Origin of the sequence: Flagellimonas halotolerans (assembly GCF_035818535.1) — a bacterium.
GTDB classification, from domain to species: domain Bacteria; phylum Bacteroidota; class Bacteroidia; order Flavobacteriales; family Flavobacteriaceae; genus Flagellimonas; species Flagellimonas halotolerans.
On record NZ_JAYKYV010000001.1, the window covers coordinates 136,844 to 154,984 of the forward strand.

Annotated in this window: 17 protein-coding genes; 9 read left to right on the forward strand and 8 right to left on the reverse strand. The window is 44.2% G+C overall.

The features are described from left to right. Nucleotides 1–87: 87 nt before the first annotated feature. Nucleotides 88–594: an OmpH/Skp family outer membrane protein gene (locus tag VM932_RS00535; protein ID WP_326276622.1), complete on the forward strand. Its 507-nt coding sequence runs from the start codon at nt 88–90 to the stop codon at nt 592–594. A 53-nt stretch (nt 595–647) separates the two neighbouring features. Here VM932_RS00535 and VM932_RS00540 read toward each other — a convergent pair whose 3' ends face one another. The 4 genes from VM932_RS00540 to VM932_RS00555 form a co-directional block, all read right to left on the reverse strand. Further along, a complete protein-coding gene (locus VM932_RS00540; RefSeq protein WP_326276623.1) occupies nt 648–1,097 on the reverse strand; it encodes a DoxX family protein in 450 nt (149 codons plus the stop codon). A gap of 53 nt (nt 1,098–1,150) precedes the next feature. After that, on the reverse strand, nt 1,151–1,717 hold the full coding sequence (locus tag VM932_RS00545) for a Crp/Fnr family transcriptional regulator (protein ID WP_326276624.1): 567 nt from the start codon (nt 1,715–1,717) through the stop codon (nt 1,151–1,153). A gap of 67 nt (nt 1,718–1,784) precedes the next feature. Then, entirely contained in the window at nt 1,785–2,180 is a 396-nt protein-coding gene (locus tag VM932_RS00550; RefSeq protein ID WP_326276625.1) for a DoxX family protein, read from the reverse strand. A 12-nt stretch (nt 2,181–2,192) separates the two neighbouring features. After that, nucleotides 2,193–3,344, reverse strand: a complete 1,152-nt coding sequence (locus VM932_RS00555; RefSeq protein ID WP_326276626.1) for a DNA polymerase III subunit — start codon at nt 3,342–3,344, stop codon at nt 2,193–2,195. A gap of 338 nt (nt 3,345–3,682) precedes the next feature. Between VM932_RS00555 and VM932_RS00560 the strand changes: the two genes are divergently transcribed. Next, nucleotides 3,683–4,462 (forward strand): membrane metalloprotease, encoded by a 780-nt coding sequence (locus VM932_RS00560; protein WP_326276627.1) that lies wholly within the window; start codon nt 3,683–3,685, stop codon nt 4,460–4,462. A 55-nt stretch (nt 4,463–4,517) separates the two neighbouring features. Here the strand turns inward: VM932_RS00560 and VM932_RS00565 are convergent, their stop codons facing one another. Then, complete coding sequence (locus VM932_RS00565) at nt 4,518–5,471, reverse strand: DUF4382 domain-containing protein (RefSeq protein ID WP_326276628.1); 954 nt, start codon at nt 5,469–5,471, stop codon at nt 4,518–4,520. Nucleotides 5,472–5,866: 395 nt separating this feature from the next. Here VM932_RS00565 and VM932_RS00570 point away from each other — a divergent pair, with 395 nt between their 5' ends. From VM932_RS00570 to VM932_RS00580, 3 genes are all read left to right on the forward strand, one after another. Next, nucleotides 5,867–7,057, forward strand: a complete 1,191-nt coding sequence (locus tag VM932_RS00570) for a phosphoglycerate kinase (protein WP_326276630.1) — start codon at nt 5,867–5,869, stop codon at nt 7,055–7,057. A gap of 119 nt (nt 7,058–7,176) precedes the next feature. After that, on the forward strand, nt 7,177–8,778 hold the full coding sequence (locus VM932_RS00575; protein WP_326276632.1) for a LysM peptidoglycan-binding domain-containing protein: 1,602 nt from the start codon (nt 7,177–7,179) through the stop codon (nt 8,776–8,778). 12 nt (nt 8,779–8,790) lie between these two features. Then, nucleotides 8,791–9,792: a DUF4837 family protein gene (locus tag VM932_RS00580; RefSeq protein WP_326276633.1), complete on the forward strand. Its 1,002-nt coding sequence runs from the start codon at nt 8,791–8,793 to the stop codon at nt 9,790–9,792. A gap of 79 nt (nt 9,793–9,871) precedes the next feature. On the opposite strand, the gene VM932_RS00585 is transcribed toward VM932_RS00580, so the two are convergent. The 3 genes from VM932_RS00585 to tatA all read right to left on the reverse strand — a co-directional run bounded on the left by VM932_RS00585 (nt 9,872) and on the right by tatA (nt 12,757). Then, nucleotides 9,872–10,042 carry a DUF6747 family protein gene (locus VM932_RS00585; RefSeq protein ID WP_326276634.1) on the reverse strand — a complete coding sequence of 57 codons (171 nt, stop codon included), beginning with the start codon at nt 10,040–10,042 and terminating at the stop codon, nt 9,872–9,874. 250 nt (nt 10,043–10,292) lie between these two features. Beyond that, complete coding sequence (locus VM932_RS00590; RefSeq protein ID WP_326276635.1) at nt 10,293–12,341, reverse strand: OmpA family protein; 2,049 nt, start codon at nt 12,339–12,341, stop codon at nt 10,293–10,295. Nucleotides 12,342–12,559: 218 nt separating this feature from the next. Beyond that, nucleotides 12,560–12,757 (reverse strand): twin-arginine translocase TatA/TatE family subunit, encoded by a 198-nt coding sequence (tatA, locus tag VM932_RS00595; RefSeq protein ID WP_326276636.1) that lies wholly within the window; start codon nt 12,755–12,757, stop codon nt 12,560–12,562. Between the two features lie 167 nt (nt 12,758–12,924). Here tatA and VM932_RS00600 point away from each other — a divergent pair, with 167 nt between their 5' ends. The 4 genes from VM932_RS00600 to VM932_RS00615 are packed head-to-tail and all read left to right on the forward strand — an operon-like array spanning nt 12,925 to nt 18,085. Then, the gene (locus tag VM932_RS00600; protein ID WP_326276637.1) at nt 12,925–13,794 is read left to right on the forward strand and encodes a M23 family metallopeptidase; all 870 of its coding nucleotides are present in this window, start codon (nt 12,925–12,927) and stop codon (nt 13,792–13,794) included. Then, complete coding sequence (locus tag VM932_RS00605) at nt 13,795–15,294, forward strand: GH3 auxin-responsive promoter family protein (protein WP_326276638.1); 1,500 nt, start codon at nt 13,795–13,797, stop codon at nt 15,292–15,294. Nucleotides 15,295–15,343: 49 nt separating this feature from the next. Further along, complete coding sequence (locus VM932_RS00610; protein ID WP_326276639.1) at nt 15,344–17,032, forward strand: DUF6909 family protein; 1,689 nt, start codon at nt 15,344–15,346, stop codon at nt 17,030–17,032. Between the two features lie 3 nt (nt 17,033–17,035). Next, the gene (locus VM932_RS00615) at nt 17,036–18,085 is read left to right on the forward strand and encodes a hypothetical protein (protein ID WP_326276640.1); all 1,050 of its coding nucleotides are present in this window, start codon (nt 17,036–17,038) and stop codon (nt 18,083–18,085) included. Nucleotides 18,086–18,141 lie beyond the last annotated feature (56 nt).

Consider the following 18,141-nt stretch of genomic DNA (forward strand, 5'->3'; position numbering starts at 1 on the left):
GTTTCGAGCCAAACAAGCGATTGAAAAAACTTAATGACCAGCATTCCAAAAGCTTTTCTATTTTTGCGCATCGATAAAAAGTAAATGATGAGAAAATTAGTAGTGCTTGCTATTGCCATTTCAGCCATGGCATGTCAGCAAAACAAAATTGCCTATGTCGACAGTGTAAGGATCATGGACGATTATCAAGAGAAAGTTGATGTCGATGCCAGATTCCAAACTAAGGCCGAGGCATTGACCAAAAAAAGGGACAGTATTTCCCAAGCGTTCCAAATGGAACTGCAACAATTTCAGAGCAAGGCACAGAGCATGTCCCAGAAAAATGCGCAAGAGGAATATTCCCAATTGCAGCAAAGAGGTCAGCAAATAGGTCAGCAGTTGCAACAAGAAGAGCAACAGTTGCAACAAAAAAGCCAGGCCGAAATGGACAGCTTGGTGAAAAAGGTAAAAAAAGAGATCAGGGCATATGGCAAGGCCAACGGATACACCTACATTTTGGGCGGTGGCGACGGAGGCTCGGTAATTTACGGCGATCAAGCCAAAGATGTAACGGATGCCATTCTCACCATTTTGAACGACAAGTACAAGAACTAAACGCAATAAAAATAGGTTAAGAAGACCCACTCATTTGGAGTGGGTTTTTTATTTTATCGGATGGATGTAAAATAAACCCAGAGGATAAAAAACAACTGTAGTGGAATTCGAAACCAAAGGTACGCTGTTCCCGGGCCGTTCAATTGCCCTGTTTGATAATTGATTTGATGTAATGAGGCCTTTACGTTCGCGGGTAAAATCAAAATAAAAAAGGCAATAAGGAGCCAACCCACTTGAACCTGATACTGGGGAAACAGAAGGGCAACGGCAAAGATGATTTCAATAACACCCGTTACCAGTACCAACTCCTTTTTAAATGGCATAAATGAGGGAACAATCCCGGCCATGCCCCTTATAAAAACAAAGTGTCCAATGGCAGTGAACACTAACATAGCGGCCATGGCAATGCTACCGGCAAGTTGATAATCCCATTGTCCGCGTGTAAATTTTAAGATTGATGCAGAAATAACAAAGGTGGCAATAAGCACAAGGAGTGGTTTCATGGTTTTTTTTGTCAAAATTCCATCATTACCGCTTCAATGGCAATGAACCCAGGTTAAGAAATACGCTTTCGGATGCGGCTCAACGCTTGCGGGGTAATACCGATGTAGGAAGCAATATACTTTAAGGGTATTCGACGTATCAACTCTGGGCGTTCTTCAAAAATATTTAGATACCGTTGTTCTGCGCTCTCCCGTAGCAGGGAAAGTTCTCTTTTCGATTTTTTCAAGAAAAGCTCCTCGCTGGCCCTTCTCCCGATTAAGTTTCCGACTGCGGAAGCAGCATAAACCTCTTGTAGGTCTTTGTGGTTAAGTCGCCACAACACGGTATCCGTAATTGTTTCCACCACATATTCGGATGGTTTTTGGGTTAGGAAAGAGTCATAAGCGCTTACAAATGCATCCTTGAAGACAAAACCAAAAGTGAGTTCCCCATCTTCATTGGGAATATAGAGGCGGACAATTCCTTTTTCAATGAACGACAAGTGGTTTTCCACATCCCCCAATCGAAGCAGTGTGCTTTTTTTTGGGAATTCATGTCGTTCCAATTTGGAAGAAAAAATCTCCCAATCAGATGGGGAAATCCCAAATTCTGATTCAAAATAGCGCTTGATCTGTTCCAAAAGGGAGTGTTTTTGTTCTACGGTTTTTTCCTTTTTTTAATTTCAAACAGGATTGTAGGAATCACTTTTATTGCATCAAATACACCAAAAACAGGGTTGGAATCAAGTACACCACAATGGTTTGGGCCCCAACATAGTCTTTGGCGACCCGTTGGCCCAACAAAAGCATCAATAAAGTCGCGGCAGAAATAGTGGCTCCGTAGAAAGCAAAAGCACTTTCTCCATTTATGGCAAATTGGAGGATACTTATGCCACAAAGTATACCGGAAAGCAACTCAAGCACCAAAACAATGCTGAGAAGCACGGGGACCGTTCCCTTAAAAATGGATTTGGAGAAATGTTCCGTCAACCAACCCAGATTGCCCTTCCAATCTAAAAGCTTGTCGATTCCACTCTGTAAAAAAGTAATGGTCAAAAATATCAGCAGCAGTACTTCCGTGGCATTGAAGAGTAAATTATCCATGATTAGTTTTATTTAGGCGGCCTTTACATGCAAAAGCCGAGTAAGTTTAATGGAGAGATCTGTGAAAATCAACTTGGAATTCCCGTTGCGTTCCACGTGAAAAATCGCCAGCTCCAACTCCTTTACAATATCCAAAATATTGTTCTCATGAACAAAAGGGGCAAATTTTTCCAGATCAAAGCCCTCCAAGTGTACTTTGGCGTGTACAAGCTCATTGGCTTTGTAATTGAGCAAAAGTGCCTGGCGCATCGTGGTAAGGCAATAGTTCAGGAATTTTTTTTGGACCTCGCGCCCCGTTTTGGCGACCTCCTCGCTCCATAAAATCAGTTCTTGTACGGCACCTTTGTTGCCCTTGGCCTTAAAAGCGCTCCTTACCCATTGCACAAACCAACGTTCGAACACCAAATCTTCAGAGTCTTTGTTCAAAAGATCAAGTGCCTTGTTAAAATTGCCGTTCGCTTCCAACGCAATGGTAAGCGCTTCGGTCTGTGCCACTCCCCGCTGTATAAGTTCATCGGTAATCACTTGTTCGGCCAAGGGAGGAAAATTTAAAATTTGGCAACGGGAACGAATGGTGTTGATAATTTGCTCTTCATCTTCGGCCAAAAGGAGCAATAGGGTTTTGTTCGGAGGTTCCTCGATCAACTTTAACAACTTGTTGGCGGCAGAGGTGTTCATTTTTTCGGCCATCCAAACAATCAGGATTTTATAGCCTCCTTCATAAGGTTTCAAGGATAGTTTTTTAACCATATCCTGAGCTTCATCCACCCCGATTTGGCCCTGCTTTTTTTCAATACCGATGTGCCGGTACCAATCGAACAGGTTGCCATAGGGCTGATCTTTTACAAACTGTCGCCATTCCTCCAAATAATGATCGCTCACTGCATGCGACTTCACTTTGTCCGAATTGGAAACGGGAAATGCAAAGTGAAGGTCCGGGTGCGTCAAGGAGTTGCATTTTGTATTGCACACCGTGTTTTCCCCGTCATTTTCCCCACCCATATTGCCACATAGCAAATATTGGGCGTATGCCAGCGCCATGGGCAGCACTCCGGAACCCTCGGGGCCCACAAACAATTGTGCGTGGGCCACGCGACCCGTTTCTGCCGTGGTCACCAAATGGTTTTTGATGTGCTCGAGCCCTAAAACATTTTTAAAAAGCATGTCCCAAAGATACATTTTTAAGCATTGGGGCCGTTATGTGCTTGATCTAAAACAAGGGCGGGGATTGCTGCTCACCGGCAATTTGTGATAAACAAGAACAATGACCCATCACGTATTTGCCACACCCACTAAGGAACATGGAATGTCGTGGCAAAAAAGGCTCCAAGGGCTGTCAACTGATTTCTGGCCTCCTTTTTAAATTTGTGGGCAATTTGGGTCGGGCAGGGAAATGGAACGGGTTTAATCCGTAATGGAATTGTGGCCCGCCCCTTATATGATACAATTATTGTTACAATTGACGTTATAATACCATGGAACTGTTTAAAAGGGATTTTTGTATGAAACAATTGGGTATATTGCTTCTGACATTATGTTTATTGGGATGCTCATCTGATAGTGGCCCCAATGTAAACGATGACGGAAAAGAAGCGTCCGACAACATAACGGAAAACCGGAAATCCGTAGGGGAGTCCGCAAGCGATTTATTGGACGATGTCAATTATGACGAGCTGCACATTGAGATCCAATATGTGCAGGGATTGGAACCAAGCGCATCCACCTTGGACCATTTCGAAAACTTTTTGGTCGAACGGCTCCGCAAATCCGGCGGCATTACCATCGAGCTGGTTGAAATCCCATCCCCGGGACAGGACACATATTCCATAGCCGATGTCCGTAACCTTGAGGATGACATGCGCACCGCCTACAACCAGGGCTCTACGCTCAAAGTGTTCGGATTGTTCCTGGATGGGGCGTATTCGGAAAATTCGGAGAACGGTTCTGTCCTAGGGATAGCCTACCGGAACACCTCCTTCGTAATATTTGCCGAGACCATTAGGGAATTCAGTGGACAGCCTTTGGCCCCGAGTACCACGGTGTTGGAAAGCACCGTACTTGACCATGAGTTTGGCCATTTGTTGGGCTTGGTCAATGCAGGCACCCCATTACAAAGTGCGCATCAGGATACGGAACATGGCAGACATTGTACGGCCGAGGACTGTTTGATGTTCTGGACCGCGGAGACCGGTGAAGGCCTGGTCAACATGATCAGTGGCGGCGATATCCCTGAACTGGACGCTGCTTGCTTGGCGGACTTACAGGCCAATGGAGGCAGGTAAAGTGAATAAAAAAAGCCCCGGTCGGGGGCTTTTTCACTACAGATCGATCTAGTGTTTAAGAGGATGTGGCTCCGATCACTGTTACATTGGCGCTTAACTGTAAAGCGGAGGTAACCTGCAAAGCAGATAGGTCGAGACCAGTGGTCGATTCCACCTCTAATGTAGAGTTAAAGTAAAATTGATTGCCATCCTGTGTGTAGGATACAAAAACCAATTCGTACTCCCCGGCCGAAAGAAAATTAAGACTGAAGGAATTGTTAAGTCCACTGGCCTCGGCACTTGTAATGGCATTGGCAAAGCGCACATTGCTTTCTCCTTGCCCCTGAGTTTCAACTTCTGCATTATAGGTGCCTTTTTCATAGGCATAGACCACAATTTTGTCCGAAGTGTTTTCTGCATCGTTTACGGTCCCTTCGATTTCTCCAGTAGTTTCTTTGTTTACGGCCCGTATTCCTGCGGAGAGTTCGGACGTCGTCACAAAATCAAAATCCGTTTCCAACGTACCTTGATTTTCCTTTATGGTCTTTCGCAAATCAAAATCGATAACGACCTCATTGGTATTCGAGGCAAACACCTCAAAAGTATCCACAATGTCTATGTTGCTCGCAGAGGATACTATCTTGTCCTTGGAACCATCTGCCATTTCTACGTAACAGCCCGGGGAATTTCCGTCCATATCGGTTTCATAGTCCAGTACCAGTTCAAGATCGGAATAAGCGCCAGCCTCCAATTGCAGGTTGCCCAAGGTTTTCGTCTGACCATTGACAAGGGCGGCCAAATCAAAAGTAGTCTTGTTGAAGCCCTCCAGCGATGTGCCATTGACCCTTACATCGGAGACCGTAACAAAAACGGATTCAATTTCAGCGTTGTCCACTGGGGCGTCTGTGATTTTAAAGGTCGTGTTATACGATTCTTTCTCTACATTGTCATTACCATTGTCATCGCTACAAGAAAAAGCCAACACAGCTATTCCAATGGCAAGTCCTACATTTTTCAAAAAGAGTTGCATAAAATTTGAGGTTTTGGGGTTAATAATCATTTTACCATATAACAATTGAAAATGGTTTGACCCTACTTTTGATTGGAAAGCTTCCAAGGGATGCATGTCAAATACGACTTGACTCTTATAAAACGGAATTGGTTTATGTTTTGATTCTTCCATGGGGTTTCATTGTCCATGCCTTGGCTTTTAAGGCCACACTTGGACCGAAAACCCTTCTATGGTTATCGGCCAAAACGAACAACAAGGGATCCCGCCAGGAACCCTTTCGCAAGCAGGAGTCAGCGTAACATATCAAATTAAAATGGTTAAAAATTGAGAAACTTTAAAATTATGGGGCCGGTCTGTCCATTGAAAAAGCAGGAAATCTTTACATTTGGGACTCTCAAAAAAGACCACACTACATGAAGACGATAGACGATTTTAATTTCAAGGGAAAAAAAGTATTGATCAGGGTAGATTTCAACGTGCCGTTGGATGGCGATTTCAATGTAACTGACACCAGCCGTATCGATGCTGCCAAACCTACCATTCTTAAAGTTTTGGAAGATGGTGGATCTCCAATTTTGATGAGCCACTTGGGAAGACCCAAAGGAAAAGCAAACCCGGACATGTCACTTTCCCACATCACCGAAACCGTTTCCGATATTATCGGGGTACAGGTAAAATTTGCAGAAGACTGTGTTGGAAAAAAAGCGGATGAAGCCGTTGCTGGATTGCAAAGCGGGGAGGTACTTTTGTTGGAAAACCTTCGTTTTCATGCCGAAGAAGAGGCAGGGGACGAGGCTTTTGCAAAGGAATTGTCCAAACATGGGGATGTCTATGTGAACGATGCTTTCGGAACAGCCCACCGCGCGCATGCATCAACAACCATTGTAGCGAAATTCTTCCCCGGGAACAAATGCTTCGGGTATCTGCTGGCGAAGGAAATAAAAGCGATAGATAAAGTGATGGAAACTGGGGAAAGACCGGTTACCGCCATTTTGGGAGGAGCGAAAGTATCCTCCAAGATCACGATTATCGAAAACATATTGGACAAGGTCGACAACCTTATCATAGGCGGGGGCATGACCTACACTTTTGTGAAGGCAAAGGGTGGCAAGGTAGGGGATTCCATCTGCGAAGATGATAAAATGGAATTGGCTTTGGAGATTCTTAAACAAGCCGAGGCCAAAAACGTGAAAGTGTACCTGCCCGTAGACGTTTTGGCTGCCGACGACTTTGACAATGGTGCCAACACCCAATTCGTGGATGTGGACAAAATCCCTGATGGATGGCAAGGATTGGACGCTGGTCCAAAAACACTGGAGATCTTCAAGCAAGTGATCTTGGCCTCCAAAACAATCTTATGGAACGGACCCGTAGGTGTTTTTGAAATGGAAAACTTTGCCAAGGGAACCATTGCCGTGGGCAACTATATTGATCAGGCCACGCAAAGCGGAGCCTTTTCCCTTGTTGGTGGCGGTGATTCGGTTGCCGCGGTGAAGCAATTCGGTTTCGAGGACAAAGTTAGCTACGTATCCACAGGGGGCGGGGCCATGCTGGAAAGTCTGGAAGGGAAAACGCTACCTGGCATCGCTGCAATATTGGACTAAGTTTCACGTTGTGGGTTATTGGGGGAAACGTTAAAATGAGGGATATTTTTGTTCTTGGGTTTTATTGTTTCACAAAAAAACGCCATTTTCGTTTGCCCCAAAAATCAAACCTTGTCCAAATGAGCCAAAAATTGAAAATAGCTGTTCTGGCGGCAGTACTGTCCGCAGCCCCCTATGTTAGTGCGCAACAAAAAATAGACACTATAAAAACGGAGTTGGATTCCACAGCACTTCAAAAGGATGAAAATCCGGCTGTTCAAGTATCCCACATTAAGATTGATGGCCAACTCATGGCCTTGGAAACCCACGAAGACGGGAAATTTAAGCTGCGCGATTTGGAAGAAGCTTGGCGATATGACAGCCTTTGGTTGAACGAGTTGCACAGCAATGCGGATCTCTTCAGCGATATGTTGTTGGAAATTCAGAAAGGTCCAGAGCACGATTCCATTGTTGTGGTGGATTTGCCAACGGATACCTTAAAGGCCCGATTGGCCCGATTGGATGCAAAAACACCGTTCAAGATTACCTATAATCCATCCTTGGAGAGTGTGATCAAATCCTTTTTAACACGAAGAAGGGATTTGATGCAGCGCATGATTACGGCCTCCCAATTTTACTTTCCCCTGTTCGAACAAGAGCTCGACAACCAGAACATCCCCTTGGAAATTAAATATTTGGCAATCGTGGAATCCGCCCTTAATCCAAAGGCAAGATCCAGAGTGGGCGCCAAGGGGCTTTGGCAGTTTATGTACAGTACGGGCAAAATGTACGGACTGGACGTAAGCAGCTATGTGGACGAAAGGCACGACCCTATAATGGCCACCAAGGCCGCGAGCAAATACCTTTCCAGGCTCTATGGTATTTTTGGGGACTGGGATTTGGCATTGGCAGCATACAACTCGGGCCCGGGAAATGTAAACAAGGCCATACGCCGTTCCGGTGGATATGAGAACTATTGGAACATCAGACGGTTTCTTCCACGTGAAACGGCAGGGTATCTCCCAGCTTTCTTGGCCACCATGTACATTTTTGAATATGCCGAGGAGCATGGGCTGCAATACAAAAAAGCGGAGCGCCCCTATTTTGAAACGGATACCGTTCATGTAAAAAACTTGATCACCTTTGATCAAATCTCCAAGCTGGTGGACATTAGCACGGAGGAACTGGAAATGTTGAATCCTGCATATAAACTCAACATCATACCAAAAGTTGAGGGAAAGGATTATGCGTTGCGCTTGCCAAAATCCAAAATCGGCAAGTTTGTATCCAATGAAAAAGAAATCTATGCCTATGTCAAGAAGGAACTGGACTCCCAGGAAAAGCCATTGCCGAATATGGTTACGGCCAAAGATCAGATTCGTTATCGGGTGAAGAGCGGAGATTATTTGGGCAAGATAGCGGAGCGTTATGGCGTCGGGGTGAGTCAAATTAAAAGATGGAACGGATTGCGAAGCAACAATCTTCGCATTGGCCAACGTTTGACCATTTATCCAAGAAAGCCGTACATCGCCAAAAATGATTCAAAGAGCAATGGCCCGAAGCCTTCGGGAACTGTTGTAAGCGGGTCTAAAATCCATACGGTACGCTCGGGGGATTCCCTTTGGACGATTTCCAAAAAATATCCTGGAGTTTCCATAGAGAATTTGCGAGAATGGAACGGTATTAGTGGGAATAACCTAAAACCGGGCACAAAACTTAAATTGTGTGATTGTTCTTCGTAAATTTAACACAAGATGAAAAAATTAGGAACACTATTGATTGCCACAGCTTTGTTGGCATTGGGATCCTGTAAAGACTCAGGTTCAAAGAAAAAATTTCTTCCACCCTCCACAGGGGGCATCAACTCCTTGATGGTCATTATGGACACCGAGCTTTGGAGAGGCCCCGTTGGGGAAAAAATAAGGGACGAATTTGCCGCGCAGATTATTGGCTTGCCACAGATAGAGCCAAAATTTACCCTTACCCAGGTGCCTCCGAAAGTTTTTAAGGGCACAACCACCCATTCCAGGTCCATCCTATATGTTGAGCAAGATTCAACTTCTTTGGCGCACATAAAGGACAATGCATACGCAAAACCGCAGAAAGTAGCCGTGGTTACCGGACCAACCGAGGAGGTGATGATCCAAAACTTGGATTCCTTGGCCGATAGGGCCATAAAAGCATTCAAGGCAAATGAGATTGCCGAAGCGCAAAGGCGTTTTGAACGCTCCTTGAGCAAGGACAGGGCATTGGAAGAAGCGTTTGGTATTCGTTTAAAGGTGCCATCCTTGTACAAGGTCGGGAAGAGAGAGGACAATTTTGTTTGGATGGACATTCAGATTCCGAAAGGCACCATGAACATCATTGCCTACGAAATGCCCTGGGATTACTTTAGCAACGATTCCACTTTTGTTGAGGACATTGTGAAGATGAGGGATTCCATAGGTAAAAAGTATATTCCCGGGCCTTATGAGAACACCTACATGATCACGGAGAAAGCTTTTGCGCCCTATGTGTTTCCTGCTGAGATTGGAGGCAAAAAGGCAGCTGAGGTAAAAGGAGTTTGGGAAATCCACGGATATCCGATGGCAGGCCCATTTTTAACCTATATCATCAACGATAAGGAAAACAATCGCAAAATGATTATCGAGGGGTTCACCTTTGCCCCTTCAGAAGCCAAAAGGGATTACATGTTTGAGCTGGAGGCGATATTGAAAACAGTGGACTTTGAGCCAACTCCTCCTGCGGCTGACTAGAAAAACATGGTTTTACACAAAGCAAAAAGGCCAGAACTTTTATAGTTCGGGCCTTTTTTGTTCTTAAAAAGCTTAGGGGTCAATCAAATGCAAAGCCTGTGGATAACCTGTAAATAAAGGCATAAAGCACTATAAAGAACAGGATAAAACTGAACCAGGCGAATATTTTGAAATATTTTTCAATTAAAAAGTGTCCCAGGTTGCGAAACCCTTCAATATATATCTCTTTAACAAGTAATAGTTTTTTCATAAAGTATGATTTAAGGTTTAAAGACAGGCCAAAGGTTTGATTTAGCGGAAGGGAATCGAAAACAAACGGACAAAAGGTGGTAAAAACAAGTTAAAAGTCTTGGGCCAAAGCCCAGAATCCGCAAGGATAGCATTTTGATCGACAAACTGCATATTGCCACAAACCGACAGAAGGACAGAAATATCGACGAACTGCACTTGATAAGGGGAAAGGAAAAAATCAGGGGTTGATCAAAACGTTTTGGGCCCGTTTATCCGGAAACCAGAATAAATTCAGACCTTCGGTTTAAACGGTGTTGGTCCGGGGCACAGGGTGTGCCGTTGGAACAATCGTTCAACAAACGTTCTTCGCCATAACCAATGGCACTAATGATCCTTGAAGGGTCGATTCCTTGGGAAACAAGGTAATCACGGGTAGATTTGGCGCGCTTGTCGGACAGATATTTGTTGTAGGCTTCTGGACCAATGGCATCGGTATGGGATGCGATTTTTAAGGACAGGCTTTCGTTCTCTTTTAATGCGTTGACCAGCTTGTCCAATTCTTGAGCGGAACGCGGGCTGATCTTAAAACTATCAAAATCAAAGTACACATCGCTGGGCTCAAACAGGTCAACAATTGGTTTTTCCCCAACAAGTTGCTTTAGGTATTGGGTTATCGATATGTTTTCGTTTTCCTTGGTTTCCACGGGTAGACTGTCGCTAACGAACCCCTTTTTCTTGGCCACCACGGTATAGTTTGTTGTTGAACCAAGGTTTTTGAACAAATAGTTGCCGGCTGTGTCCGAGACGGCCTCATTTATCAACTTGCCTTCGTCGCTGTACAAGGATATATTGGCTTTGTCCACAACTTCACCTGTCAACCCGTTTTCAACGGTGCCGACAATGGCATTTAGGTTGAGCGTGTATTTAAAGGAGTAAATATCGTCATCCCCTTTGCCCCCTTTGCGATTGGATGCAAAATAGCCCCGCTCTCCCGTGGCATCGACAATATAGGAGAAATCATCTTTGTTACTGTTGATGGGTTTGCCCAGGTTGACCCCTATGCCGAACCCCCCATTTGCCCCATCAGATCTGTAGACATCCAAACCGCCGAAGCCCATGGGCCTGTTGGAAGAAAAATAAAGGGCGTTATCGGCGACATAAGGGAACATTTCCTTGTCTTTGGTGTTGATGGTCCTTCCAAGGTTTTTTGGCTTGGAAAAGCCCCCGTTTTCGATAATATCAACCACATAAATATCTGTTTCACCAAAACCACCTGGCCTATCGGATACAAAATACATTTTTGTGCCATCTGGACTAATGGTCGGGTGGCCCGTAGAATAATCTTCGCCATTAAAGGGAAGCTCTTCTGCCTTGCCCCATGCACCATTGGTAAATCGGGAACGATATATTTTTAGGTGATTTATACCGTTTTTTCCCATTTTTAAACGTTTGCCATAGTTGTTCCTTGTAAAATAAATGGTTTTTTGGTCAGGAGAAAATGCCATGGAGGCCTCATGATATTTGGTGTTTATTTTTTTGGAGAATTTTTGTGGGGAGGTAAGGTCCCCTTCCTTGTTCTTGCTTTTTGCAATGTAAAGGTCGAGGAAAGGTTGATTGGTACGACGGTAACGGCGACTTGTCAAAAACAAGGTGTCCTTTGCAGAGGCATAGACAATATCGGAACCGTTGTGGAACATGGGGGAAAAATCAGAATACCGGGAGTTAATGCCCAGATTCTTGATTGTAACAGTGTAACTGCCTTCCCATGTACGAGGGTCTATTGTATTGAGCTCATTTAAGGGCTCGTCCCTTTTTTGCCGCAAGATCTTTGTCAAGGTTGCGGCCCTGCGATACTTTCCTGCCCCCTTTGAGCTTTGGGCATATTTCAAATAGGTATCCCCATGCATTTCCTCTTGATGTTGCCCGTAAAGCTCGTGGTACCATTCGTAAGCCTTTTCAAGATTTCCCGTGTAGTAATGTGAATCACCTGCCTTTGACAGCAAAGCCGGGGTGTGCCCCGCTTCTGTTTTTTCAAGAACAATGTCGAAAACGCGGGCTGCTCCGGCATACCACATTTTATCAAAGTAATCGTTGCCTTTGGCAATAAGTTTTTCGGTCTTTGCTTTTTCACCCGGATACCCGACCGGTTTTTTTTGGCCCAGACCACCTTGATGGTTTACTAAAATGGAGCCGCTGCTTTGTGAAGGGGCAAACCTATGGAAAGAGGAGGAGGTCCCATCAATATGGGACAAGGCAAATTCTTGGGAAAATATCCCAAAAGGGCATAGGAAGAATAAAAGTGAGATAAGTCTTTTCATTACCACTCCATCTGCACAAATGAACGATCGGGTTCATTTGGAGGTTAAGCATAGGGGGCTTAACAGTTTATTTTCAACCGCTAAAATAGAATATGGTAAGTGGGGTGGTAATTTTTTGTTGTGAAAGGGGTAATATGTGGCGTTGAATGCTGAAAAGATGTTGTCGATGGTTGAAAAACCATTAAAAACACAGTGCATTCCAGACCACAAGAATCAATTTAGGATTTCGACTCGTTTGTTTCACCTTCCAGTTTTTCGTCATCCTTGGTAGCGTTTTTGAATTCTTTGATTCCGCTTCCAAGGCCCTTCATAAGTTCTGGAATCTTTCTACCTCCAAAAAGCAAAACTACCACGGCAACGATCAAAACAATCTGCCAGGGACCTAACATACCAAGAAATATAGTTTGAGCAATCATATCTTCAAATGCTTTAATTAGAAATGTAAAAGTACTAAAAAGATGTTGAAGAGCACATTCGATTAACGAAAATTAGCATTTGAAAATGATTTTTAGGAACTTATCCCCGTCAGCTTTTTAAAAAAGCTTAACACGCATATTAAAATCTAAGCCTATCTTTGTTCACCATGGCAAAGGACAAAAAGAAAAGAAAAGAGATAAAGCGCAAGCTGCTGCACAAGTATCGCTTGGTAATTCTTAACGAAAGCACCTTTGAGGAAAAGATATCCTTTAAGCTCAACAGGCTTAACGTTTTTGTTACCGGAACTTTGTTTATTATCGTTTTGATAGGGGTCACCACCTTGATCATAGCCTTTACCCCGCTAAGGGAATATATTCCGGGCTATTCTTCCACAAAGTTAAAACGACAGGCCACCGAGCTTACCTATAAAACGGACTCATTGGTTACCGTCCTTAATTATACCAACCGGTATTTGGACAATGTGAGAAAGGTGCTACGGGGGGATATCGAGAACAATCAAGTAAATCGCGATTCCTTGTTTGACCAGTATAAATTGGATCCGGCCTCAGTGGACCTTAGCCCGATCAAGCAGGACCTTTTATTGAGGGAAGAAGTGGAACTGGAAGACAAGTACAACCTTTTTGAAAGGGATGTGGAGAACTTGGGAACCCTGTTCTTTTCGCCCGTCAACGGGACTGTTTCACAAGGATTTGACCAAAAATCCAAACACTATGCCGTTGATTTGGTCGCTCCAAGGGAAACACCGGTAAAATCCATTGCAGATGGCACGGTTTTATTTGCCGAATGGACCACGGAAACAGGATATGTAATCATTATCGAGCATCAAGAGGGAATAACCTCCGTATATAAACACAATGGTTCCCTGAGCAAATCCCAAGGCGATTTGGTAAGGGCCGGGGAAGTAATCGCATCCATTGGAAATACGGGAGAGCTCACAACAGGGCCCCACTTGCATTTTGAGCTTTGGAGAAAAGGAAAGCCTGTTGATCCACAAAACTATATTGATTTCAACTAAATGTCCCTAAAAGCGTTTGCAGCAAAAATATTTGCGAATCGGATAGCCAAAAAAACCGATAAATGGGTAAACCGGCCCGTAAAAACCCAACAAAAGGTGTTTGACCAACTGGTCGCCCAAGCCAAGGATACCGTTTTTGGCAAGGACCATCAGTTTAATTCGATCCGTTCCCATCAGGATTTTGTGGAAAGGGTTCCCATTCGGGATTATGAGGAACTAAAAGGATATATCCAACAAATCATTGATGGCAAGAGTGATGTGCTCTGGCCGGGAAAACCCATTTATTTTGCCAAAACCTCGGGCACCACTTCGGGAGCGAAGTATATCCCCATTACCAAACCATCCATAAAAAACCAGGTCGAGGCCTCAAGGAATGCCATCCTCAACTACATCCACGAAACCGGAAAGGCCGATTTTGTGGATGGAAAAATGATTTTTTTACAGGGCAGCCCCGTTTTGGAAGAAAAGAACGGCATTAAATTAGGCAGGCTCTCCGGAATATCCGCCCATTATGTGCCCAACTATCTCCAAAAAAACCGGTTGCCAAGCTGGGAGACCAATTGCATTGAGGATTGGGAGACCAAGGTGGACAAAATCGTCGAGGAGACCGAAAGGGAGAACATGACCGTTATTGCGGGAATACCCTCTTGGGTGCAGATGTATTTTGAAAGGCTCAACGCCAGGACGGGCAAAAAGGTGGGCGATCTCTTCAAAGGGTTCCAATTGTTCATTTATGGCGGGGTCAACTACGAACCATACCGGGCCAAGTTCGAGGACCTGATCGGAAGAAAAGTGGACAGTATCGAGCTTTTTCCCGCGAGTGAAGGCTTTTTCGCCTATCAAAATTCCCAAGAGCAAAAGGGAATGTTGCTGCTTTTGGATGCAGGAATCTTTTATGAGTTTGTAAAGGCAGATGAATTTTTTGATGAAAACCCCAAACGATTGACCATAGCGGATGTGGAATTGGATGTGGATTATGCGATGGTAATCTCCACTAATGCGGGACTGTGGGGCTATGATCTAGGCGATACCGTTCGGTTTGTTTCCAAAGCCCCATACAAAATTGTGGTGTCGGGGAGAATCAAGCACTTTATTTCCGCTTTCGGGGAACACGTAATTGCAAAAGAAGTTGAAGAGGCACTGCAATTGGCCGTAAAACAAACGGATGCGGTGGTAAACGAATTTACCGTAGCACCCCAGACCAACCCGAAAGCGGGAGAACTTCCCTATCACGAATGGTTTATCGAATTTCAGAGGGAACCATCAGATCGGGCAAGGTTTTCCGAGATCATCGAAGAAAGCATGAAAAAGCAGAACAGCTACTATTTTGATCTGATCGAGGGGCACATCCTTCAACCCCTAAAGATCAGCAGCATCAAACCAAATGGGTTTCAAGACTATATGAAATCCATAGGTAAATTGGGCGGACAGAACAAGGTGCAGCGCCTTGCCAACGACCGTAAAGTGGCCGATGGATTGCATCCCTTTAAAATTAGTTGACCCAGAACTGTTTAATTTTTATAGGAAATCACTTATTTTGCCAGAAGTTATGATGGCAACAGAAGTAAAACAGACAACCAGGGCACAGGAGTCCACCAACGCGATCGAGCGTTTGTACATCACTATGCGCCATTTGCTCAACCGTGGGTTTTACAAACCATCGGGCGTTTCGGGCAACGCACTTCGAAATGCACTTTTGTTGCTCAGGCCCGAAATTTACGGCACCATTGCGGAGGACAAGGCGGAACTCAACGGACTGATCTATGTCCTGGAACGCTTGCCTGAAGGCATTGAGGAGTGCCGTTTCATCAATCTGACTTCCGATGAAGGCTTTGCCAAATCACACTTAAAACCCATTGTACCGCCCAAAAGGCGAAGAAACTGCTACCGCATAGACGATGAGCAGATGAACATCGAGATCACACGCGGCAGAAGCGATATCTATGATATTTTGACCCACCTTACCTTTTTGTTCGTGGAATCGGGCAAAATTTCCAAAAGGGTACTGGTGGATGATGGCAATGCCACCATCCGAGATTGGGACAAGCTTACCGAATTTGTGCTGAGCGAGGAAAAGGATAATGATCAACGGGAGGTGGCCCTGATCCATTGCGCCAATATTTTGGGCAGGACCTTTGATGAGGTGGTCGATATCCAAAACAAATTAAAGACCGCGAAGGATCCCGATCGTTTCTTAAATGTGATGTATTGGTTGGGAAAACTCGCCATTGAAGAAGAGACTACGGGCAATAAAAGGACGATTACCTTCAGCCCTTTGTTGCGGGAGCGTTTGGGGCACCACATCCATGGGGAAAAGTGGGCCGATAAAATCAAGCGCACCTTACAAAAGCACAACTTATTGGATAGGCCGCTGCATATCATCAGTGCCAACATGCACAGTGTTATGAACTCGCTTTTTGCCAAAAAGGCATTGACACAAGAATTTCCAGATAACGAATCCTTGGATATTTATGAGGCATTGGGCTCCGAGAAGCATAAAAACCTCAATAAAAAAGTAAAAGATCTTGCCGAAAAGAACGGCATGATCTTCTTGGACGACGAATCGGGAGCAAACATTGACGTTCAAATCTTTGATACGGCCAAGTTCGGAAAGCAGAGTTGCTGCTATAAGTTGCCAGAGGATATTTCGGAGGAAGAAAAACCCGTTATATTTGTGATGGACTATGCCTTTGGGGAACAAGCCTATGAAACCATAGATGAACTTTTAAAGCCCATGGAAGAAGATGATGAAAAGATTTTCCTGAATGTTGATTCGGTTTCCATAATGGGAAAGGCTGGTATTTTGGAAGGCGGTAAAGGCGATTTAATGATTCCCTCGGCACATATTTTTGAAGGAACGGCTGACAATTACCCCTTTAAAAACGAGCTTAACGGCTCGGATTTTGAGGGTCATGGCCTAAAAGTAATGGAAGGCACCATGGTTACCGTTTTGGGGACATCCTTGCAGAATAGGGACATCCTCCAATTTTTCCATGAATCCACATGGAACGTGATAGGTTTGGAAATGGAGGGGGTCCACTATCAAAAAGCGATTCAATCGGCATCCCAAATACGAAAAAGCATAAAAAAGGATGTTAAGGTACGTTACGCCTATTATGCATCGGACAATCCTTTGGAAACTGGAAGCACCTTGGCTTCTGGTGGACTGGGAACAACAGGGGTCAAGCCCACATATTTAATTACGGACAGGATTTTAAAACAAATATTCAATTCATAGGAAATGGCAGACCAACCAGTAAATCAGAATAATTCAGATGAAATAGATTTGGGACAATTGTTCCAGATGATCGGGAGGGGTTTTCAGAAGTTCTTCAATTTCATCGGTGGCATTTTTAAGGGAATTTTCCACTTGGCAATGCTGTTCCTCATTTTTGTACAGAAAAACATCATCGTCTTAGGGGCAGCCCTTATCATTGGAGGGGTTGGAGGATTTATTTTGGACAAAGTGACCCCGGAAAAGTATATTTCCAGAATGGTTGTGGAGCCCAATTTTAACAGTGTTCAACAACTGTATAACAATATAGCCTTTTATAATGATTTGGCAGAGGCGCAGGATTCCGTAGCCCTGGCGACGGCATTGAACATTACCGAGCACGAAGCGGCCAGTATTAAGGAAATTTTTACCGACTCGTACTCTGATGAGAACCAGAAGATAAAACTCTTTGATGAGTTTATCCGGGAGTTGGACACCACAACGGTTAAAGCTATAGACTTTGAAAATTATCTGGAAAACTTCAATTCGATGGATGCTCGGTTCCATCAAATCTCTGTAATAAGTACGGACAATAAGGTGGCCAAAAAAGCGCAACCGGCCATGATCAATTCGATTGCGGTCAATCAATACTTTAAGCTTCAGAAAAGAATCAACGATGAGAACTTGGACCTTCAGGAAGAAATCTACAAAAACCAGCTTGCCGAGATTGATTCGCTACAGAGTCTGTACAAGACAGTAATGGTCAAGGAGGCGGACAAACCTATGCAGGGAACCAACATTAATCTTGCGGAAAGTTCACAGTCACAAGGCAGGGAGTTGGAGTTGGTACAAGAAAAAGATGTACTCAAAGAGAGATTGGTCGCCTTGAACAAAGAACGGGCCAATAAATCCACGATTATCAATGTAATAAGTGATTTTCCCACAAGAGGGGTGGAACTAAAGGGAATTTGGAACAGTTATAAGTTTAAACTTCCCCTATTGTTGTTGATCTTGGTCTTTGGAGTTTTGGCCTTACTTGAGTTGAACAGGTACCTCAAAACATATAACCAAAAATAGACCAGTATTTAGAGCGTTAAGTAGTTTTTAAGGTTGGGAAAATAAAAGAAAATGTA